We start from the raw sequence: 19,681 nt of genomic DNA, 5'->3' as shown, positions 1-19,681 counted from the left end.
GTTTGTCGTACGCGACGGCCGTGACGCGCCATCCGGCCAACGCGTACGACGTTTGTACAATCAGGAAAAGGCCTGGTCAGGACGGGATGTCAGTGCGACGGCGCCGGGAGTGCGCCTGCACCGGGATGGCAGGCGGGACCACCACGCCGTTCTCGCACGGGGTGGCCAGGCAGATCTGGTTGCGGCCGGCTTCCTTGGCCGCGAGCAGCGCGGCGTCGGCGGCGAGGACCAGCCGGTCGACGTCCACACCGGACTCCGGGTAGACGGCGGCGCCCATGGACACCGTCACGCCCTCCAGCACGAGCGTTTTGCCTGTCTTGGCGTGGATGATGGACACCGGGGTGCTCGCCAGGCGCCGCCGGATCCGTTCACCGGCCATCTGCAGCTCGGCACTGGTCGTACCGGGCAGGACGACGGCGAGTTCGTCGCCGCCCCAGCGCGCGGCCAGGTCGCCGCGGCGGATCTCCGAGCGGACCACTCGGACGACCGACTGGAGCACCTGGTCGCCGGCGGGGTGTCCGTAGCTGTTGTTGATCTCGCTGAACTTGTCGACGTCCATCATCAGCACGCCGACGTTGCCGCCGACGAGCTGGGCCCGGCTCAGCTCGGCACCGACCACCTGGGACCAGAACGTCGGCGCGGCCAGCCCGGTCTTGTCGTCGGTGCGGGCCTGGCGCTGGTACTGCGGCAGCAGGAGGTCCCGGTGCAGGGCGAGCACGGTGACCATCAGCACCGGCACAACCCACGGGTTGGACGCTTCCAGCGCGGCGACCGCGATGCCCAGGCCGAGCGCGGCGGCCACCACGAGCTGTTCGGACAGGTCGCCCAGCGCGCTGCGGGCGCTGGTGTCCGGTGAGGCCAGCAGGATCGCGCCGACGACCAGCGCGTAGTTGATCAGCCACCACGTGGTGGCCGCGGCGACCACGATGACCAGCGACCACGGACCGACGGGAACCCGTGGTGCGGTTTCCAGGCCACCCGCGTGGAGCACGGCGGACGCACACGTACTGGCGAGGACGAACGTGGCGGCGGAGAAGATCTTGCGGTGCCACACGAACGGGCCGTAGACCCGAACGGCGCAGTACGCGTACGCGATCACCACCAGGACGATGACGAGCGGCAGTGGCAACAGCAGAACCCCGGTGAACACCCAGAGTGATTTCAGGTTGGTGTACGGGATGCCCTCGCCCGTCTGTTCCCGCCTGCGTTCGATGCTCCGGGCCGCCTCCAGATGGAGCAGTGAGGCCGTGGCGAGCACCGCGAACCACACCCATTCGGTGCTACTTACGGTCACATGCAGGCTCGCCATCACTGTGACCAGGACGGCTACCAGGTTCGTGACCAGCACATATGCCAGCGACGCCGGTGGCAGCGACCACAGTCGCCACTTTCGGGGCGAGACCCAGCGCAGCCTGGGGTTCACACTCATCTCCAGGCCCGTATCTCGAACGCGGGTCACCCGGTGAACGGTAATCGGCCAAGTCACCCGCTGTCTTTCGGCCAGTCGGGGGTCTTGTTCCGGTCCGATGTGTACAGAGAGGAACGGCCATGAACGGCAACGAGTGGGTCCGGCACGGCAACGAGTGGTTCACTGGCAACGAGTGGTTCGCCGGGAATGAGTGGTTCGCGGGCAACGAGTGGTTCACCGGCAACGAGTGGCTCTACCAGGCATCCTGCTGATGCGGCAGGACGGGCGGCGGGCTTGCGGAGTCGCTGTGCCCGCCGCCTCGGCGCCGCCCGGCAGGACGGCCCGGACCGGCCGTTGAGCCGTCCGGGTGAATATCCGCGAACGCCGCCGCACGACCGGTTCGCTCACTCACCGTAGTTTCGGGGGTGTGGCGCACCAGCGCGGCCAGGGCTCCCGGGCCCGTCTCGGCCCACCAGTGGCTGCACGGCGTCTACTCGCCCACCCGGCTCGCCGCGCACCAACTGCGGCTTGTACTTGCCGTCGCTGCGGGGTGTCGCCGGGTCGCTGACGTCGGCGGTGTTGACCACGGCCTGTGCCTCCGCGTGGGTGGCGTCAGCGCGCACGTCGGTGACGGCGCGCACGGCCATTTCGACGTCGGCCAGGTTGACCGTGACCTTCTTCTCCCCCAGTGCCTTCGCCGTCTGGCCCCAGAGCCCGCACAGCGGGCACTTGTCCGTCGACAGAGTGCGCAGCTTGCTGTCGTCATAGGACACGTATGCCGGTCCGACGGCCTCGAACAGTGTCCGCACTGTCTGTTCCACCGCGTGTCGCTGGTGCATCCCGCGGCGAGCAGCACGGCCGCCGAGGTGAGCAGGGCAGCCCGGATCCGTGCCTGGTACACAGTGGTCCCCTTCCGGTTGGTCGCGGCGTAGATGGCCGCGCCGACCGGCGATGACGGCACTTTCCCGCGCCTACCCCAGCTGGGGTAGATCAGTAGCCGCCGGGCGGTAACGACCCGTGCACGGCTCGATTCGCTCCGCACGCGCCACCCACTATCTGGTGGCAGAGCGAGCGAAAGGAAATCCCATGCGTTCAACCATCGTGCGCAGGACCTTTGCCACCGCGGGTGTCACGGCGATCGGACTCGCCATCACAGCCGGCCCGGCCGTGGCCGCCGAGGGCAAGGCCTACTCCAAGGCGGAACTGGTCAACGGAAACGTGTTCGGGCAGACGATAGTCAGCCCGTTGAAGGAGGAGTTCCCGCCGGGCGGCAGTGACAGCCCGCAGAACATCGTGGTGCCGGGCGTCGTGCGTGTCGAGGTGAAGGCGGCGCGCACGTCCGCCACCGGCAACCAGGCGCTGGGTCAGTCGCAGGCCGAGGTCAACACGGGCGACACGCGTACCGAGATCGGCATCCCGAACGTGGGCCAGCTGATCGTCACCAACAACACGCTCGACTCGAAGTGCACCGCCACCGGCGGCGTGCTGACCGGCAACACGTTCCTCGCGGGCGCCCGGCTGCCGCACTGGCACATCTCCGACCAGCAGTAGGCCGGCAGGCGACCTCGGTGACAACACCGAGGTCCGCACTGCTCACTGGTCGAAATCGATCTCCACCGCGTCCGAGGTCGGCACGGTCTGGCACGTGACCACGAACCCGGCGTCCACCTCGGCGTCTTCCAACGCGAAGTTGCGGCGCATGTGGACCTTCCCGCTGACCACCTTGGCGCGGCAGGTCCCGCACACCCCGCCTTTGCAGGCGAACGGGAGGTCGGGGCGCACGCGCTGCGCGCCTTCCAGCAAGGTCGTCTCGCGGGGGACGGCCGTCGTGGTGGTCCTCCCGTCGAGCCGGACCGTCACCTCGGCGCTGGGACCGGTTGCCACCTGGTCGACGTGGTGGACCTGCTCCGGTGGCGTGTCCTCCACGTAGAACAGTTCGAAGTGGATGCGTTCACGGGGAACGCCCAGTTCCGCGAGGACCTCGCGGGCCTCGGTCACCATGCCGAACGGGCCGCACAGCCACCAATGGTCAACCGTGGCGACCTGGACCAGCAGCGGCAGCAAGGTCCGGAGTTTCTCGCCGTCCAGCCGTCCGGTGAACAGCTCGGCTTCCCTCGGTTCGCGGGACAGCACGTGCACCAGTTCCATACGCGCTGTGTAGCGATCCTTGAGATCCGCGAGCTCATCCGCGAACATGACTGTATTGGTGCGGCGGTTGCCGTAGAGGACCACCGCTGTCGCCGCCGGGTCACGCAGGACCGTCGACAGGATCGACATGACTGGCGTGATCCCTGAGCCAGCCGCAAGCAGCACGTGCCGGGCGGGGACCGTGTCCGGGGTGAAGGTACCGGTCGGCGGCAGGACCTCGACGCGGTCGCCGGGGCGGACCTCGTGCACGAGCCACGGCGAGAACGCGCCGCCTGGTACTTCGCGCACGCCGATCCGCGGCTTCGTACCGGCCATGGCGCAGATCGAGTACGACCGCCGCTCGTCCCGGCCGTCGATGACCCGCCGCAACGTCAACGACTGGCCCGCGCGGAACTCGAACTCGGCCTGCAGCTCAAGCGGTACGTCGAACGTCACCGCCACGGCGTCGTCGCAGAGGCGCTCCACGTGCGCCACCGTCAGCTCGTGGAACTCGGGCCTGCGGCGCGAGTGAACCGCGCCGGTGCTGGACCTTGTAAGCAAATCTTCAGTACCCATGTCCGGCCCCTGTAAGCAGACCTTCCGCGCCCGCGGTCAGCCTTATAAGCAGATCTTGAGTCACTTTTCAGATCTCCTTGACATGCTCGAACGGCTCGGCGCAAGCACGGCAACGGCGGAGCGCCTTGCACGCCGTCGCACTGAACTCCGACAGCAGTTCGGTGTCCGACGAACCGCATTGCGGACACGGCACACGCTTCGGCGGCGCGGTCAGCGTCAGCGGGATCGGGCCGCTGGTGCGCTGCGCCGCACCGGGTGGCGCGATCCCGGCCTTGGCGAGTTTGTCCCGGCCTGCCGCTGTGATCCAGTCGGTGGTCCACGCAGGCGACAACACCGTGCGGACATCGACGGCATCGAATCCGGCTCGGTGCAACGCGGTGGACAGGTCGGCACGCATGGCATCCATGGCGGGACATCCCGTGTACGTCGGCGTGATGGTCACGACCACGCCGTCCGCGGTTTCCCTGACGTCACGCAGGACGCCGAGATCGGCCAGGGTCAGCATGGGCAGTTCGGGGTCCGTCACCGTCTCCGCCACGGCACGCGCGCTCACCATGTCGCGTCCGGATAGGCCCGTGCGACGCTCTGCATTTCGGCCAGCAACGGCTCCAGTTGCCCGGTGTCCGTCGCCTGACGCACAGGTGGCTGTTTGAGCGCGCCAGCCGTGATGACCTGCGACATCACGGCGTCGAACTCCGCGCGCAGGGACGTATCACTGTCGAACAGCTCGTCGACGTACGGCCACACCGCGTCGAGCCCAGCTTGCATCCGCTCGTGCGACAAGTCCGTGCCGTCACCGAGGCGGACCACCCAGCGGGCCGCGTAGTCGCGGTGGTAGGCCAGTTCCTTGATCCCCTTGGCCGCGATGGCCGCGACCACCTGGTCCGGCGAACCGGCCAGGCGCTGGAAAACAGCCAGCCGCCACGTGCTGAACACCAGCAGTCTGGCCATCAGGAACGCGAAGTCGCCGCCGCCGAGCTCGACCAGCCGGACGTTGCGGAAGTCCGCCGCGTCGCGGAAGAACGCCAGCGCGTCCTCATCGGACTGGTCGACGGCCGGCACGAGCGACGGATCGGCCTTGGCCGCGCGGGCGAGCAACAGCCGCGCCTGGCCGAGCAGGTCGAGGGCGATGTTCGCGAGCGCGACCTCGTCCTCCAGCTCCGGCGCCGAGGCACACCACTCCTGCAGCCGATGCGACATGATCAGCGCGTCGTCGCCGAGCCACAGGCACGAGCGGGCCAGTTCGGCCGCGTCCACACCGGACGGGACGGTGGTGTCGATGCCCGCGAGCGGATCCGCGAACCCGGTGCCGAATGCCCAGCGGGTGTCGTTGTCTTCGGTAAGCGCCTCGTAGGCGTTGTCAAAGGACATGGCGCGCTCACATATGGGGGACGTCGTCGGGGATGTCGTAGAACGTGGGGTGCCGGTAGACCTTGTCGCCGCTCGGCGCGAAGAACGGGTCCTTCTCGTCCGGGCTCGACGCCGTTATGAAGTCCGCCTTAACAACCCAGATGCTCACGCCTTCATTGCGACGTGTGTACAGGTCACGGGCGTTGCGCACAGCCATCTCGTCGTCGGCCGCGTGCAACGAACCGACATGGACGTGGTTGAGGCCGCGCTTTCCGCGCACGAACACCTCGTACAGTGGCCAGTCGCTCATGCCACAGCCTCCTTGCGCTGTTGCTTCGCCGCGTGCGCGGCGGCCGCGTCACGCACCCACTGGCCGCCCTCGTGCGCCTTGCGGCGACGAGTCAGGCGGATCTCGTTGCAGGGGCCGTTTCCGCTGACAACTTCCTTGAAGTGCGCCCAGTCGATCTCGCCGAAGTCGTAGTGGCCGCGTTCGGCGTTCCACTTCAAATCGGGGTCGGGCAGGGTGACGCCGAGCTTCTCGGCCTGCGGCACGCTCATGTCCACGAACCGCTGCCGCAGCTCGTCATTGGTGTGCCGCTTGATCTTCCACACCATGGACTGCGCGGTGTTGGTCGACTGCGCGTCCGGCGGGCCGAACATCATCAGCGACGGCCACCACCAGCGGTCGGTCGCGTCCTGCACCATGTCGCGCTGCGCCTGCGTGCCGCTCATCATGGTCATCAGCAACTCGTAGCCCTGGCGCTGGTGGAACGACTCCTCCTTGCAGATCCGGATCATCGCCCGCGCGTACGGCCCGTAGGAGCTGCGGCAGAGCGGGACCTGGTTGCAGATGGCGGCGCCGTCGACGAGCCACCCGATCACGCCGACGTCGGCGAACGTCAGCGTCGGGTAGTTGAAGATCGACGAGTACTTCTGCCGTCCCCCGATCAACCGCTCGGTGAGGTCGTCGCGGTCCGCGCCCAGCGTCTCGGCCGCCGAGTACAGGTAGAGCCCGTGCCCCGCTTCGTCCTGCACCTTCGCCAGCAGGATCGCCTTGCGGCGCAACGACGGCGCCCGCGTGATCCAGTCGCCTTCCGGCTGCATGCCGATGATCTCGGAGTGCGCGTGCTGCGCGACCTGGCGGATCATCGTCTTGCGATAGCCGTCCGGCATCCAGTCGCGCGGTTCGATCCGCTGGTCGCGTGCGATCGTGGCGTCGAAATCCTGCTCCAGGTTCACGACGACTTCTCCCGTTTCTCCACGAGGGTGAGCACGTCGTACTTGGCGACGGACTCACCTTTCTGGTTGGTCACGTCGGCGTCCCAGCGGACTTCGCCGTACTCCTGGTCGTTTCGGGGCGTGATCTGCTTGGCGGTCAACGTGACCGTCAACGAGTCGCCGGGGAACGTCGGCGTCAGGAACCGCAGGTTCTCCAGGCCGTAGTTGGCCAGCACCGGCCCGGGGTCCGGCTGCACGAACAAGCCGGCGGCGAACGACACCACCAGGTAGCCGTGCGCCACACGCCCGCCGAAGAACGGGTTGGCCGCGGCGGCTTCCTCGTTCATGTGGGCGTAGAACGTGTCGCCGGTGAACTCGGCGAAGTGCTCGATGTCGGCCAAGGTCACCTCACGCGGCCCGGCCACGACCGTGTCGCCGAGGCGCAGGTCTTCGAGGTGCTTGCGGAACGGGTGCTCGCCTTCGGTGCGTTCGGTTCCCGGCACCCACCGGTTGGTCACGGCGCTGAGCACACGCGGACTGCCTTGCACGGCAGTGCGCTGCATGTGGTGCAGCACGCCCCTTATGCCACCCATCTCCTCGCCGCCACCGGCGCGACCGGGACCGCCGTGCACCAACGCGGGCAACGGCGAACCGTGGCCCGTGTTCTCCTTGGCGTTCTCGTTGTCGGTGACGAGCAGACGGCCGTGCCACGGCGCCACCCCGATGACGACGTCGCGTGCGAACGCGGTGTCGGCGGTGACGACAGATCCCACGAGGCTGCCCTGGCCGCGTGCGGCCAACGCGATGACGTGTTCCGTGTCGCGATACGGCATCAGCGTGCTGACTGGGCCGAACGCCTCGACCTCGTGCGGTTGTGCCTGGCTCGCGTCGTCGGCCACCAGCAGGACTGGCGAGATGAACGCGCCACGCTCGGTGTCCGCGTCCACAACGGACACCTGGTCCGGGTCGCCGAACACGACCTTGCCCGCCTCCAGCAACGCCTTGAGCGACCGGCGGACCTCCTCGCGCTGTTCGAGGCTGGCCAGCGCGCCCATCCGCACGTCGGGGTTGGCCGGGTTGCCGACCGTGACCTTGGCCAGGCGCTCGCCGGTGGCCTGCGCGACGTCGTCCAGCAGCGCGGCCGGGACGAACGCGCGCCGGATCGCGGTGCACTTCTGGCCCGCCTTGACGGTCATCTCGGTGGCCAACTGCTTGACGAACAGGTCGAACTCGGGCGTGCCTGGCGTCGCGTCCGGGCCGAGGACGGAGCAGTTGAGCGAGTCGGCCTCCGCGTTGAACCGGACCGACCTGCGGATCACGTTCTCGTGCGCGCGCAGCCGGTGCGCGGTGGACGCGGAACCGGTGAACGACACCAGGTCCTGCTCGGTGAGGTGGTCGAGCAGGTCGCCCGCGCTGCCCGCGACGAGCTGCAGCGACCCTTCGGGCAGGATGCCGGACTCGATGATCAGCTCGACCAGCCGGACCGTCAGGTACGCGGTCTGCCTCGCCGGCTTGACCAGGCTCGGCACACCGGCGATGAACGCGGGCGCGAACTTCTCCATCGGCCCCCAGACCGGGAAGTTGAACGCGTTGATCTGCACCGCGACACCTCGCAGCGGTGTGCAGATGTGCTGTGCGAGGAATGTGCCGCCCTTGCTGAGCGGTTCGAGGTTGCCGTCCACGTAGACGGTGTCGTTGGGTAGTTCGCGCCTGCCCTTGCTCGAATAGCCGAACAGCGTGCCGATGCCGCCGTCGATGTCGAACTTGTTGTCGCCCTTGGTGGCGCCCGTGCGGTGCGACAGCGCGTAGAGCTCCTCGCGGTGTTCCATCAGATGTGAGGCGAGCACCTTGAGCAATGCGGCGCGCTGGTGGAACGTCAGCTCGCGCAGTCCGGCACCCTTCTCACGGCCGTAGGCCAGCGCGGCTGCCATGTCGACGCCCGCCGACGAGATCCTGGCGATCTCCTCGCCGGTGACAGCGTCGTGCAGTGGTGCGCCTTCGACGTCTGGCGTGTGCCACCGGCCGGACACATAGCTGCGCAGCGGAGCCATCCTCGTCGACCTCCATGGGGTGCGTCCCGAGCCGAATTACTAACCGTCCGTTCAGTAGGCATGGTAGCTTGGCGGCATGGCCGATGAAAGCGGTGTGACGCTGGTCCGCGACGGTTCCGTCGCCACAATCACGATGACGTCAGCGGCGTTGACCACTCGGGTGAAGACCGATCTGGCCGACGCGGTCACCGAGGTCGGCCAGGATTCCAGTGTCCGCGCGGTCGTGCTGACCGGCAGCGGGAAGGCCTTCAGCGTCGGCCAGGACCTCAAGGAGCACGCGCAGGCGTTGCACGCGGACGCGGCCACAGCGCTCGACACTGTCAAGCAGCACTACAACCCGATCGTGCTCGGCCTGGTGTCCATGCCCAAGCCGGTCATCGCGTCCATCAACGGCCTGTGTGTCGGCGCCGGGTTGGGTTTCGCGCTCGCGTGCGACCTGCGGATCGCGTCGTCAGCCGCGAAGTTCGGGACGGCGTTCACGGCCATCGGCCTGTCCACCGACTCCGGCTTGTCCGTGACGCTGGCCAGGGCCGTCGGTGCCGCGCGCGCCAGCGAGCTGGTGCTGCGCGCGAACACGTTCTCCGCCGCGGACGCCCTGAACTGGGGAATCGTCGGGCAGCTGGCCGAACCGGACGACCTCGCGGCCGAGACCGCCGAGCTCGCGCGGAAGTTCGCCGACGGCCCGACCCTGGCCTACGCGGAGGCCAAAGCGGCCATGGCCGTTTCGCTGCGCCAGGCGCTGGAGATCGAGGCAGCCGGTCAGACGCGCCTCGGCGTCACGGTGGACCACCGCAACGCCGTGGACGCGTTCCTGGCCAAAGAGGTACCGAAGTTCGAAGGGCGTTAGGGCCTGCGGAAGGTGTGCTTGCGGGCGTCGAGCCACTGCGCATTCTGCTCGGGCTCGACCACCGGGTCGTCCCAGTAGACGCGGACGCTGTCCGGGTTGGCCTCCTGCAGCCACACGTCACGCCACTGGCCCTCGTACTCGACCTGCCAGCGGCTCATCAACGACGACAGCCCCAGCCGGAGCACGATCTCCTCGGCCTCGTCGAACGTCGTCGGATCTCCCAGCGCGGCCTTGAACATGGTCGTGGGCAGCCAGTGGTCGCCCACTGGGATCACATAGCCCATGAACTCGTTGTCCTCGTCGCGCCGAACGATGTGCATGGAGTCTTTTTATCGGCTCGACCGGGGGAAGCGCGCCTGAATTCCGGCGATCACCCGCTCGGTCTGGTCGCGCGGCACGGCCAGGCCGGCCTGCTCGGCCGCCGAGCCGACGTGGCCGCCCAGGTCGATCGGGCACCCGCGTGCCCCACACCGCCGAGATCCGCCGGCTGTCCGAGACCCGCTCGTCGGGCCGTCCGTCGACCAGGCGTGCGCCGGGCTTGATCACGCCTCGGTCGGCCAGGTGAAGCAGCGGGCCATCCGGCTGGTCGCGGCTGCCGGCGCTTCCGGCGCCGACAGGCCCGCGTCAACCAGGTGTCGCAGCTCACGGTGCAGGCTCACGCCGTTGACGATCCTGGGTTGGGCGCGTCGGTGCCCGCCAGAATCGGGACACCCGCGTTGTGCGGAAGAGCCACGTTCTGAAGTGCCGCTGTGAAGTCCGGCTTCAAGGCGCCATCCAGCGGTGGTCTTGCCGTTCGACCTGGATCTGGTCACCGGTGAACGGGTCGAGGGCGACGTGCGCGAACACGCCCACCCCAGTCGGCCCCAGGTCCATGGCGGCTCGACCTCACCGAGGACCCGTGCGGTTCTCAATGGCTGGCGACGTGACCTTGACGCTATGCAGCTGAACTACAAAGCCGCCTACAGGCATGGCGTGGCCGAGGCCGCGCAGGGCATGGCGCTGTTCCGGCGCCTGGCCAACGTGACGCGTTCAGGCGTCGTGCCCGAACCAGCCGCGCTCGACTCGGTCGACGAGCGCTACAAATCCCTGCTGCACTACTGGCAGCCGACGCCCGAGGCGTACACGACCAGCCGTCTCAGGGTCGCTCGAACGCGACCGTGACGCCCTGGCCGACGCCGACGCACAACGTCGCGATGCCCCGGCTGCTGTTCTCGCGCTCCATACGGCCCAGCAGAGTGACCACCAGGCGAGCGCCGGAGCAACCGAGAGGGTGGCCCAACGCGATGGCCCCGCCGTCGGCGTTGACGCGTTCCTCATCCAGCTTCAACCGACGGATCACCGCCAGGCTTTGCGCGGCGAATGCCTCGTTCAACTCGACAGTGAGGTCGTCACGCTGCCAACCCGTGCGCGTGAGCACCTTCTCCGTCGCGGGCACGGGTCCCAGTCCCATGATGTGCGGCTCGACACCCGCACTGGCGCTGGCGACAACCCGTGCGCGTGGGTTGAGGCCGAGGCGCTCGACGGCGGCCTCGCTAGCGAGCACGAGCGCTGCCGCGCCGTCGGACAACGGGGACGACGAACCGGCGGTCACGATGCCGTCCTTGCGGAAGACGGTCTTGAGCGTGCCGAGCTTTTCGAGCGTCGTACCGCGGCGGGGCCCCTCGTCCACCGTCACGGTTCCGTCCTTGACGGGTACCGGGACGATCTCGCGTTCGAAGCGCCCAGCGTCGATCGCGGCGATCGCCCGCGTGTGGCTGCGCAGTGCGAACGCGTCGGAGTCCGCGCGGGTGATGCCGTCCAGAGTGGCCACTTCCTCGGCCGTCTCACCCATGGGCAGCGTGGTTTTGCCTTGGAACTTCGGGTTGGTGAACCGCCAGCCCAACGACGTGTCGGCGATCTCGCCCGGTTTGGCCCACGGTGTTCCCGGTTTGGCCATCACCCACGGCGCACGCGTCATCGACTCGACGCCACCCGCGACGACGATGTCCGCGTCGCCGGACTTGATCGCCTGCGCCGCGGCCGCGACAGCGGTCAAACCACTGGCGCACAAGCGGTTCACGGTGTAGCCAGGGACCGTGTGCGGCAGTCCGGCCAGCAGCACCGCCATTCTGGCGACGTTGCGGTTGTCCTCACCGGACTGGTTGGCCGCACCGAGGATCACCTCGTCGATCTCGCCGGCCGCCACCCCCGCCCGGCGCACCGCTTCGGCCACCACGAGGGCGGCCAGATCGTCCGGCCGGACCCCGGCGAGCACCCCGCCGTACCGGCCCTGCGCTGTTCGGACACCGTCAACCACGAATGCCTCGGCCATACCGGCTATTATCAACCGTCCATTCGGTCAGTTGGCAAGGTGGTGAATCCGGTGTCACACAATGCGGCGCACGACATGTTCGAAGCAGACGCGGCGTCGCGGGCACTGGGCATAGAACTCATCGAAGCAGCCGACGGCCGTGCCGTCACCAGGATGCGGGTCACAGCACAGATGGTGAACGGCCACGACATCGCGCACGGCGGCTTCGTTTTCCTGCTCGCCGACACGACTTTCGCGCTCGCGTGCAACAGCCACGGGCCCGTCACCGTCGCCGCGGGCGCCGACATCACGTTCGTCGCCTCGGCGCGGGCGGGCGATGTTCTCATAGCGCACGCCGAGGAAAGGACGCGCTACGGCCGGAGCGGGATTTACGACGTGACAGTGAAGCGCGACGGTGAAGTGATCGCCGAGTTCCGGGGCCGCAGCCGGGTGATCAACCGATGACCCGACGAGGCCGTCCGGGATACGACCTCGAATCGCTGCTCGCGGTCGCGGTCAAACTGTTCAACGAACGCGGGTACGAGGCCACCAGCATGGAGGAGCTGTCCCGCAAACTCGGGATCACCAAATCCGCCATCTACTACCACGTGGCCAGCAAGGACGAACTGCTCCGGCTGGCGGTCGACCGCGCGCTCGACGGCTTGTTCGCCGTGGCCGCCGAGGCGAAAAATCGCGACGGGGCAGCCATCGACCGGCTGGAATTCCTGGTCCGGGGCAGTATCAAAGTGCTCGTCGAGCGGCTGCCGTTCGTCACGCTGCTGCTGCGCGTGCGCGGGAACACCAAGGTGGAACGCGCCGCGCTGACCCGCAGGCGCGAGTTCGACCTCCTGGTCACCGAACTGGTGGAACAGGCTGAGGCCGAAGGTGACGTACGGACGGATATCGACCCGTCGGTGACGGCCCGGCTGCTGTTCGGGACCGTCAACTCACTCATCGAGTGGTATCGCCCACGCGGTGGGCTCGGCGACGGGGAGCTGGCCGACGCGGTCTGCGCGATCACCTTCGACGGCCTGCGAACGCGCTAGCGGCGGAAAACCGCCCCGGCTTGACTGGAAGTGGCTCTCCCCCTGGCCACTTCCAGCGCATGCGTCACGACGAGAATGCCGGCTCAGCCTTCTTCTTGCCCTTGCCGGTGTGCGCGGCCTCGAAGGCCTCGATGACGTTGGCCGGAATACGACCGCGGTCGGAAAGCTCGAAGCCGTTCTGCCGGGCCCAGTCACGAATGGCCTTGGTCTGCTCCCGGCTCGCGGGCGATCCGGCGCGTTTGGCCGGGGCGGCGCCGCGCTTGACGCGACCGCCGGTGCGACGGGCGGAGTTCACGAACTCCTCGAGGCCGGAACGCAACTTCTCGGCGTTGGCCTCGGTGAGGTCGATCTCGTAACTCACGCCGTCGAGTGCGAAGCTCACGGTGCTGATGTCGTCGGCGGCGGTGCCGTCGAGGTCATCAACCAACTGGACGGTGACCCTCTGAGCCATTAAAGGTTACCTCGATTTGCGACAGTGGTGACAATGGGTAACTCCCACCGATGGAATCTACCGGCGCGAGGAGTTACGAGAGACTATAGTTTGCCAGTACCCGCACTTCGCAACTACCGGTGTTCCGGCGTGGCGGATCACACGGACATGCTTCGGATAGGTTTTCCGTTGACCGTCACGTTTGTGAACTTGCGCTCGTCCGCGTTCTTGAGGTTGTTGGTCGTGCCGGACACGCAGGCGAACTTACGATCGGCCGCCGCGAGTCCCTTGACGGGAGCGTTCGACAGGCCGCTGACGTCGAACACTCGAGCGTCCTTCGAGCGGACCGAGTTGGTGGCGGTAAACGGCCCGAACGCGGCAGGAGTTCGCCGTCCGCTCGTTGTGGCCCGCCGCGAGGAACACCGGGGGCGGAAGTTCTGCGGGAAACCGCCGCGTTTGGTGTTGGGCTTGACGTACAGGGCGTACTCGGCCGCACCAATGACATTCAACTTGTGGGCGTGCACGTTCCGGATACCGCCGGTCTACCGGCTGCTACAGGTGAACGCGCCTCAGTTGCCGTCCATCGAGCAGTTGGCCACGACGATGTTCCCGTTCCGGTGGCCGCCGTCGTCTCCGCCGGACTTGATCCCGATGTTGTTGCCGTGCGCGCTGAGGGCGCAGTTGCGACGACTCGTGATCAGCGTCGGGATCGAGTCCGGCGGTGCTGACAGACGCGGTGCTCACGCAGGCGGCGACCTCGTCGACTGTCACGTTCTTGCACAGCGTTGGGTGAATTTGCCAGAATTTCGAGGTTCAGGGGTGTCGCCCTGGATATGGACCATGACGCAGTCGACCGCTCGATGAACGCGGACCGCGTGGTGCGTCCTGATCCGGGAAACACCTGCTTGGCCGGATCGGTCGCCTCCGCTGGGATCCGGATTCCCCTCGCCGCGCGGCCGGAACCCTTGTTCCCCGGAGGAAGTGGCGTCCGCGTCCCGGATGCCGCTTCCGGGCAGCGCGATGTTCGCCCGACCGCGGGGATAGACCATCGGCAAGCGGTTCATGCACTCGATGCCGTCATACCGGGCGAGCCCGGTGCGGAATTTCGACACGCCGGACTTCAGGACAGTCGCGGATTCCAGGTGAAAGTCCGCGTTGCCTGGCGGGGAATCGCCCTCGCGGCACAGTCGCCCTGCGGCACGGTCACGTGGCTGCCGCCGTTGACCAAGCGGAGCCGATAGTCTTCCGGAACGCCTCCGCGTTGCTGGTCGAGTTGCCTTTTCGCCCCGTACAGCGGGATCCATGGCGAGAAAATTCACACCCCGGAAATTCGGCAGACCGGTGGCACCGGCCTGCCGCCGAGGCGACGCAGGTATCGCGGTGTTCAATCCAATCGGCTCGGCATAGGCCGTTCGGAGCAATCCGGGGTGATATCGCACTCACGGCGGTGGCAAACCACGGCTGTCCGCGACAGATGACGGAGATCTATCCCAACCTTCACGTCGTCGAATGATCCCGGCGGTGGGTGGACAGGGTGAATGTAAACGTTTTCATCGCTTTCCACCAGGCCACCGGCAGGACGGCCCCGAACCACGTGTATGTGCTGTTGCCAGAGCCTGGTGACAACGTGCGTGTGGCGATTAGGGTGAGTCGACGCTTGTAAGGAGGCCTTACATGCCCACCTCCGTGGCGATGCACATGAGCGACGGTCTGCTCAACGCCCCGACGTCGATCCTCTTCGGTGCGATCGCGGTGCTCGGCCTGGTGTTCGCGACGATCGGCGCGCGGCGTGACCTCGACGACCGCACCGCACCGATGGCGGGCCTGGTCGCGGCGTTCATCTTCGCCGTGCAGATGTTGAACTTCCCCGTGCTACCCGGCGTGAGCGGGCACCTGCTCGGCGGTGCGCTCGCCGCGATCCTCGTCGGGCCGTGGTCCGGCGCACTGTGCGTGACAATTGTGCTTGTCCTCCAAGCGTTGTTGTTCGCTGACGGCGGTTTGACCGCTTTGGGGGCGAACATCACGAACATGGCGTTGATCGGCACCGCCGCCGGCTACCTGGTCGCGGTCCTGTTGCGCAAAATCGCCGCCCGCAACAAGGTCGGTCTCGTCGCGGTGGCGTTCATCGCGGCCTTCTGCAACACGGTGATCGCGTCGCTCGGTTTCGTGCTCGAGTTCGCGATCGGCGGCGATCCCGCGTTCGCGCTGGGCGGCGTGGCCGCGACGGTGATCGGTGTGCACTGTCTCATCGGGATCGGCGAGGGCGTCATCACCGCGCTCACAGTCGGCGCCGTCGGTGCTGTGCGCCCCGATCTGGTGCACCTGCTGCGCGGTACTTCTCGCCCGCTCGTGCTCAAGGAGGCGTCGTGACCAGTCGTCGTGGCCTGTTCTTCGTCGGGTTCGCCCTTGTCGCCCTGATCCTCGCGGGTGGCGTGTCCTATTTCGCCGACTCCGATCCGGACGGTCTCGACCACTCGACGCTGCAGGGCTGCACCGTCGGGGAAAACGAGCAGCTGTCAGGCAACTGCATCGCGCAGGGCGCGAAAGAACACGCGCTCAAGGACAGCCCGCTCGCGGACTACTCCGTCGGCGGTGACGACACCTTGGCCGGTGTCGCCGGTGTGATCGGCGTGATCGCGACCCTGGCGGTCGCCGGTGGTTTCTTCTGGTTGTTGCGCAAGCGTTCGCCGAAGGACACGTAGGTGGGCGCGGGGCACAGCCACCTGTTGTACCGCGCAGGTGACTCGGCGGTGCACCGCGTCGCACCGCAGATCAAGATCGTCGCTGCGCTGGCGATGGTGCTGTGCGTCGTGGCGACACCGCGCAGTGAGTTCGGTGCGTTCGCGGCGTACCTCGTCGTCCTGGTCGCGATCTGGAGCGTTGCCCGCGTGCCCGTGCGCTGGTTCGCGGCGCGTGCGGTGATCGAGGTTCCCTTCGTCGTGCTCGCCGTGCTGCTGCCGTTCGTCGGTGGCGGGCCCCGCACGGACTTCCTCGGCTTGCCCGTGTCGGTGGAAGGTTCGCTGGCCGGGTGGAACATCCTGGTCAAGGGCACATTGGGCGTGCTCGTGTCGCTGACCATGGCCGCGACGACGAGCCAGCGTGACCTGATCGCCGGTCTGCAACGACTGCGCGTGCCCAGTCTGTTCGTCACGATCGCGACGCTGATGGTGCGGTACGTGGAGGTCATCGTCGAAGAAGCCCGACGGATGCGCATCGCCCGCATCAGCCGTGGACACGACCCCCGGTTCCTGTGGCAGCTAGGAGCGACCGCACGCGGTATCGGCACGCTGTTCATCCGCTCCTATGAACGCGGCGAGCGCGTACACATCGCCATGGTGTCCAGGGGTTGGTCGGGCGTGCTGCCCGACGCGAACCAGGAACGCCCAGCGATCGGCGTGTGGGTGGCGGGGCTGGTGCCCGCGGCCATATTCGCCGTCACCCTTACGGTGTCGCTGTGGACGTGACCCCCGCGCTGCTGGTCGAACGACTCGCGTACGCCTACCCGGATGGCACACAAGCGCTGTTCGGCGTGGACCTGCGCATCGACCCAGGCGAACGAGTCGCGGTCCTCGGCCCGAACGGCGCCGGGAAAACCACGATGGTGATGCACCTCAACGGGGTGCTGCAGGCGGGCGCCGGGCGGATCGCGGTGGCGGGCCTGCCGGTGGAGAAGGCGAACCTCAAGGAGATCCGGCGGCGCGTCGGCGTGGTGTTCCAGGACCCCGACGACCAGTTGTTCATGCCGACAGTCGGCGAGGACGTCGCCTTCGGGCCAGCGAACTTCGGCGTGACCGGCGCGGCACTGGGCACGGCCGTGAGCTCGGCCCTCGACGCGGTGGGCATGGCGCACCTGCGCGACAAGTCCCCGCTGCACCTGTCATTCGGCCAACGACGACGGGTCGCGGTGGCGACCGTGCTGGCGTGCGACCCGGAGATCCTGGTGCTGGACGAGCCGTCGGCGAACCTGGAACCGATCGCCCGGAGAGAACTGGCGGAAGTGCTGCTCTCGTTGAACCGCACCATGTTGATGGTCACGCACGATTTGCCGTACGCGCTTCAGCTGTGCCCACGGAGCATTCTGATCGACGGCGGCGTGATCGTGGCGGACGGTCCGACGGAGAAGATCTTGGCCGACACGGAACTGCTTGCGCAGCACAGGCTTGAACTGCCGTACGGATTCCGTATCCCGACCTGATGCGTGCTGATCTGCCCGCTCTGTCCGCCCGGCCCATTCGGCCGCTCTCTCTGGCAGGCCGTGAGCTGGTTGATCGGCTTGTGGTGCGCCTGCGTACCGAATAGCTTGCTGCCAACGTGGGTAGCAATTTGCCGATCAGAGTCACGCTAACATGACTGCATGGCACAGACTGCCTTGCTGATCAGACATGGCGAGAGCAGGACACCCGAGGGCAACCACACCACGGCATCGACGGCGAACCCGTTGACACCATTGGGCGAAGAACAAGCGGCGCTGGTCGCCGAGATGTTCACCCACGCACCGGACCTGGTTGTCACCTCGCCTCTCCTGCGCGCCCGACAAACAGCCCAGCCAACCATCGACCGCTTCCCCAGCGCGCTCGTCGAAGAATGGCCGATCGAGGAGTTCGCCCGTCTCCGTCACAAGCCGCCGCCGGCAGAGCCACGCACAGCTGATCCGTACTGGGAAGCCGCTGATCCTCACCACCGGGATGACGAACGTCCCGAGTCCTTTGTGGATGTCTACAGTCGGGCGCTCGGGTTCCTTACGCGCATGGAGGAGAGCGGCTGTTCGCAGATCGTCGCTTTTACTCACGGCATGTTCATGCGTGTCGTTGTGTGGGCGATCCTTACTGGCGATGCCGTCCCTGACAGCGGTAATATGCGGCGGTTTCGTGCTTTCCATCTGGCGAGTGTTGTCCCCCACTGCTCTATTCTGCCGTTGGTTTCGCATCGGGAGCGGGGGTATCAGGTTTCACTTGCGACTACGGCTCATCTTCCTGTGGCACTTCAGAGTGGTGGGTGTTGACGGGGTTCGCCGGTCGTTTTTTGCTCCCTTCTTGGTGGGCTTTTTGGCGAGGAACTCCTTATCTTCTTGGTTCTTGCAACCATGATTGGGGTGTGGTGATCGCCCGAGGCGCCGTGTCCTCGCACGGAACAAGCCTTCCCTCGCCGGGGGGCTGACCTCTGGGCAGGAGCTCCCCCGAAGCACCCTTCTGCGCTTGCGCGCTTGCCGCTGTGGACTGGCCCCTTGCCCTACGCGGGTCACTGTCGGCTGGTTCTGCACATGCGCGCTCGCCGCTCCACGATGGTTCCGCACTGACGCGCTTCCCGCCGCGGGCCGGTCCCTTGCCCTTCTGCTTCAGAGTGTGAAGCCTGTGGGGAAGGGATCTGTGGGGTCCAGCAGGTATTGCGCCATACCTGTTATCCAGGCGCGTCCGGTTACTGCGGGGATGACCGCTGTCAGTGATCCGACCGTGGTTTCTTTTGTCAGTCGTCCGGTGAATGCGGTGCCGAGCAGGGATTCGTTGATGAAGTCCTGTCCTACTCCGAGTTCACCGCGTGCGTGCAGTTGGGCCATTCGTGCGGATGTTCCTGTGCCGCATGGTGATCTGTCGAACCAGCCGGGGTGGATCACCATGGCGTTGCGGGCATCGCTGCCGTCAGTGCCGGGGGCGACCAGTTGTACGTGTTTGCATCCGTTGATCCTCGGGTCTTCCGGGTGCGTTGGTCGGCGTTCCGCGTTGATCGCTGCCATGATCCGCAGGCCCGCTGTGAGCATCCTGTCCTTTTCGGACTTCTCGAAGGGGATGCCCAGGTCCTTGATCGGCAGTACTGCGTAGAAGTTCCCGCCGTAGGCCATGTCGTAGCGGACCTCGCCGATTCCCGGCACGGTCACCGCTGCGTCGAGCTCCAGTGCGAACGAGGGCACGTTCTCGATGGTGACCGATTCGGCCCGGCCGTTGTGTACCTGTACCTCGGCGACGACCAGGCCCGCTGGCGTGTCCAGTCGCACTGTGGTGACCGGTTCGACGACGTCGACCATGCCGGTTTCCACGAGCACGGTGGCTACGCCGATCGTGCCGTGTCCGCACATGGGCAGGCAGCCGGAGACTTCGATGTAGATCACGCCTGTGTCGGCGTCCGGTCTGGTCGGTGGCTGCAGGATCGCGCCACTCATGGCCGCGTGACCTCGGGGTTCGTTGACCAGGAACTGCCGGATGTGGTCGAGGTGTTCGACGAAGTAGGCGCGTTTCCCCGCCATCGTGTCGCCGGGGATCACGCCGACTCCCCCGGTGATCACGCGCGTCGGCATGCCCTCGGTGTGCGAGTCGACCGCGGTGAAGTAGCGGCTGGCGCGCATG

24 protein-coding genes are annotated in these 19,681 nt (G+C 67.2%); 11 read left to right on the top strand and 13 right to left on the bottom strand.

Annotated elements, in window-relative coordinates; all coding sequences use genetic code 11:
* Positions 1-76 precede the first annotated feature (76 nt).
* Complete coding sequence (locus tag AOZ06_RS09515; protein ID WP_218921961.1) at positions 77-1,459, bottom strand: GGDEF domain-containing protein; 1,383 nt, start codon at positions 1,457-1,459, stop codon at positions 77-79.
* 89 nt (positions 1,460-1,548) lie between these two features.
* Between AOZ06_RS09515 and AOZ06_RS61225 the strand changes: the two genes are divergently transcribed.
* A complete protein-coding gene (locus tag AOZ06_RS61225) occupies positions 1,549-1,680 on the top strand; it encodes a hypothetical protein (protein ID WP_257721461.1) in 132 nt (43 codons plus the stop codon).
* A gap of 132 nt (positions 1,681-1,812) precedes the next feature.
* Here the strand turns inward: AOZ06_RS61225 and AOZ06_RS09510 are convergent, their stop codons facing one another.
* A complete protein-coding gene (locus AOZ06_RS09510) occupies positions 1,813-2,217 on the bottom strand; it encodes a hypothetical protein (RefSeq protein ID WP_157232938.1) in 405 nt (134 codons plus the stop codon).
* A 277-nt stretch (positions 2,218-2,494) separates the two neighbouring features.
* Here AOZ06_RS09510 and AOZ06_RS09505 point away from each other — a divergent pair, with 277 nt between their 5' ends.
* Entirely contained in the window at positions 2,495-2,959 is a 465-nt protein-coding gene (locus AOZ06_RS09505; protein WP_054289101.1) for a hypothetical protein, read from the top strand.
* A gap of 42 nt (positions 2,960-3,001) precedes the next feature.
* Here the strand turns inward: AOZ06_RS09505 and paaE are convergent, their stop codons facing one another.
* The 6 genes from paaE to paaZ form a co-directional block, all read right to left on the bottom strand.
* The gene (paaE, locus tag AOZ06_RS09500; RefSeq protein ID WP_054289100.1) at positions 3,002-4,111 is read right to left on the bottom strand and encodes a 1,2-phenylacetyl-CoA epoxidase subunit PaaE; all 1,110 of its coding nucleotides are present in this window, start codon (positions 4,109-4,111) and stop codon (positions 3,002-3,004) included.
* A gap of 67 nt (positions 4,112-4,178) precedes the next feature.
* Positions 4,179-4,667 (bottom strand): 1,2-phenylacetyl-CoA epoxidase subunit PaaD, encoded by a 489-nt coding sequence (gene paaD, locus AOZ06_RS09495; protein WP_054289099.1) that lies wholly within the window; start codon positions 4,665-4,667, stop codon positions 4,179-4,181.
* Positions 4,661-5,482 (bottom strand): 1,2-phenylacetyl-CoA epoxidase subunit PaaC, encoded by an 822-nt coding sequence (paaC, locus tag AOZ06_RS09490; protein WP_054289098.1) that lies wholly within the window; start codon positions 5,480-5,482, stop codon positions 4,661-4,663. Before paaC ends, paaD begins: the two co-directional genes overlap by 7 nt.
* 7 nt (positions 5,483-5,489) lie before the next feature.
* Positions 5,490-5,771 carry a 1,2-phenylacetyl-CoA epoxidase subunit PaaB gene (gene paaB / locus AOZ06_RS09485; protein WP_054289097.1) on the bottom strand — a complete coding sequence of 94 codons (282 nt, stop codon included), beginning with the start codon at positions 5,769-5,771 and terminating at the stop codon, positions 5,490-5,492.
* Positions 5,768-6,700, bottom strand: coding sequence for a 1,2-phenylacetyl-CoA epoxidase subunit PaaA (gene paaA, locus AOZ06_RS09480; protein WP_054289096.1), 933 nt, complete (start codon positions 6,698-6,700; stop codon positions 5,768-5,770). Before paaA ends, paaB begins: the two co-directional genes overlap by 4 nt.
* Positions 6,697-8,730 (bottom strand): phenylacetic acid degradation bifunctional protein PaaZ, encoded by a 2,034-nt coding sequence (paaZ, locus tag AOZ06_RS09475; RefSeq protein WP_054289095.1) that lies wholly within the window; start codon positions 8,728-8,730, stop codon positions 6,697-6,699. Before paaZ ends, paaA begins: the two co-directional genes overlap by 4 nt.
* A 76-nt stretch (positions 8,731-8,806) precedes the next feature.
* On the opposite strand from paaZ, the gene AOZ06_RS09470 reads away from it, so the two are divergent.
* Complete coding sequence (locus AOZ06_RS09470; RefSeq protein ID WP_054289094.1) at positions 8,807-9,577, top strand: enoyl-CoA hydratase/isomerase family protein; 771 nt, start codon at positions 8,807-8,809, stop codon at positions 9,575-9,577.
* Here the strand turns inward: AOZ06_RS09470 and AOZ06_RS09465 are convergent.
* On the bottom strand, positions 9,574-9,897 hold the full coding sequence (locus AOZ06_RS09465; RefSeq protein WP_054289093.1) for a hypothetical protein: 324 nt from the start codon (positions 9,895-9,897) through the stop codon (positions 9,574-9,576). The two genes, AOZ06_RS09470 and AOZ06_RS09465, sit on opposite strands and share 4 nt — an antisense overlap.
* Before the next feature lie 616 nt (positions 9,898-10,513).
* Here AOZ06_RS09465 and AOZ06_RS09460 point away from each other — a divergent pair.
* Positions 10,514-10,738, top strand: coding sequence for a hypothetical protein (locus AOZ06_RS09460; RefSeq protein ID WP_054289092.1), 225 nt, complete (start codon positions 10,514-10,516; stop codon positions 10,736-10,738).
* On the opposite strand, the gene AOZ06_RS09455 is transcribed toward AOZ06_RS09460, so the two are convergent.
* Positions 10,713-11,888, bottom strand: a complete 1,176-nt coding sequence (locus AOZ06_RS09455) for a thiolase family protein (RefSeq protein ID WP_054289091.1) — start codon at positions 11,886-11,888, stop codon at positions 10,713-10,715. The two genes, AOZ06_RS09460 and AOZ06_RS09455, sit on opposite strands and share 26 nt — an antisense overlap.
* Before the next feature lie 75 nt (positions 11,889-11,963).
* Here AOZ06_RS09455 and paaI point away from each other — a divergent pair, with 75 nt between their 5' ends.
* Complete coding sequence (gene paaI / locus AOZ06_RS09450) at positions 11,964-12,332, top strand: hydroxyphenylacetyl-CoA thioesterase PaaI (RefSeq protein WP_054289090.1); 369 nt, start codon at positions 11,964-11,966, stop codon at positions 12,330-12,332.
* Positions 12,329-12,913, top strand: coding sequence for a TetR/AcrR family transcriptional regulator (locus tag AOZ06_RS09445; protein WP_054289089.1), 585 nt, complete (start codon positions 12,329-12,331; stop codon positions 12,911-12,913). Before paaI ends, AOZ06_RS09445 begins: the two co-directional genes overlap by 4 nt.
* A gap of 64 nt (positions 12,914-12,977) precedes the next feature.
* Here the strand turns inward: AOZ06_RS09445 and AOZ06_RS09440 are convergent, their stop codons facing one another.
* Positions 12,978-13,364: a histone-like nucleoid-structuring protein Lsr2 gene (locus AOZ06_RS09440; protein WP_054289088.1), complete on the bottom strand. Its 387-nt coding sequence runs from the start codon at positions 13,362-13,364 to the stop codon at positions 12,978-12,980.
* 137 nt (positions 13,365-13,501) lie between these two features.
* The gene (locus AOZ06_RS56080) at positions 13,502-13,867 is read right to left on the bottom strand and encodes a hypothetical protein (protein ID WP_157232937.1); all 366 of its coding nucleotides are present in this window, start codon (positions 13,865-13,867) and stop codon (positions 13,502-13,504) included.
* A gap of 1,150 nt (positions 13,868-15,017) precedes the next feature.
* On the opposite strand from AOZ06_RS56080, the gene AOZ06_RS09430 reads away from it, so the two are divergent.
* The 5 genes from AOZ06_RS09430 to AOZ06_RS53670 all read left to right on the top strand — a co-directional run bounded on the left by AOZ06_RS09430 (position 15,018) and on the right by AOZ06_RS53670 (position 18,345).
* Positions 15,018-15,713 (top strand): energy-coupling factor ABC transporter permease, encoded by a 696-nt coding sequence (locus AOZ06_RS09430; RefSeq protein ID WP_054289086.1) that lies wholly within the window; start codon positions 15,018-15,020, stop codon positions 15,711-15,713.
* A complete protein-coding gene (locus AOZ06_RS09425; RefSeq protein WP_054289085.1) occupies positions 15,710-16,045 on the top strand; it encodes a PDGLE domain-containing protein in 336 nt (111 codons plus the stop codon). Before AOZ06_RS09430 ends, AOZ06_RS09425 begins: the two co-directional genes overlap by 4 nt.
* Positions 16,046-16,807, top strand: a complete 762-nt coding sequence (gene cbiQ, locus AOZ06_RS09420; RefSeq protein ID WP_054289084.1) for a cobalt ECF transporter T component CbiQ — start codon at positions 16,046-16,048, stop codon at positions 16,805-16,807.
* On the top strand, positions 16,798-17,538 hold the full coding sequence (locus AOZ06_RS09415; protein WP_417999945.1) for an energy-coupling factor ABC transporter ATP-binding protein: 741 nt from the start codon (positions 16,798-16,800) through the stop codon (positions 17,536-17,538). Before cbiQ ends, AOZ06_RS09415 begins: the two co-directional genes overlap by 10 nt.
* Positions 17,539-17,697: 159 nt before the next feature.
* The gene (locus tag AOZ06_RS53670) at positions 17,698-18,345 is read left to right on the top strand and encodes a histidine phosphatase family protein (RefSeq protein ID WP_083471597.1); all 648 of its coding nucleotides are present in this window, start codon (positions 17,698-17,700) and stop codon (positions 18,343-18,345) included.
* A gap of 333 nt (positions 18,346-18,678) precedes the next feature.
* On the opposite strand, the gene AOZ06_RS09410 is transcribed toward AOZ06_RS53670, so the two are convergent.
* Complete coding sequence (locus AOZ06_RS09410; RefSeq protein ID WP_054289083.1) at positions 18,679-19,680, bottom strand: proline racemase family protein; 1,002 nt, start codon at positions 19,678-19,680, stop codon at positions 18,679-18,681.
* Position 19,681: the final 1 nt, after the last annotated feature.

The organism is Kibdelosporangium phytohabitans, from assembly GCF_001302585.1.
Lineage (GTDB): Bacteria > Actinomycetota > Actinomycetes > Mycobacteriales > Pseudonocardiaceae > Kibdelosporangium > Kibdelosporangium phytohabitans.
Note: the sequence above shows the minus strand (reverse complement) of the source record. Positions and strands in the feature narration are given on the sequence as shown.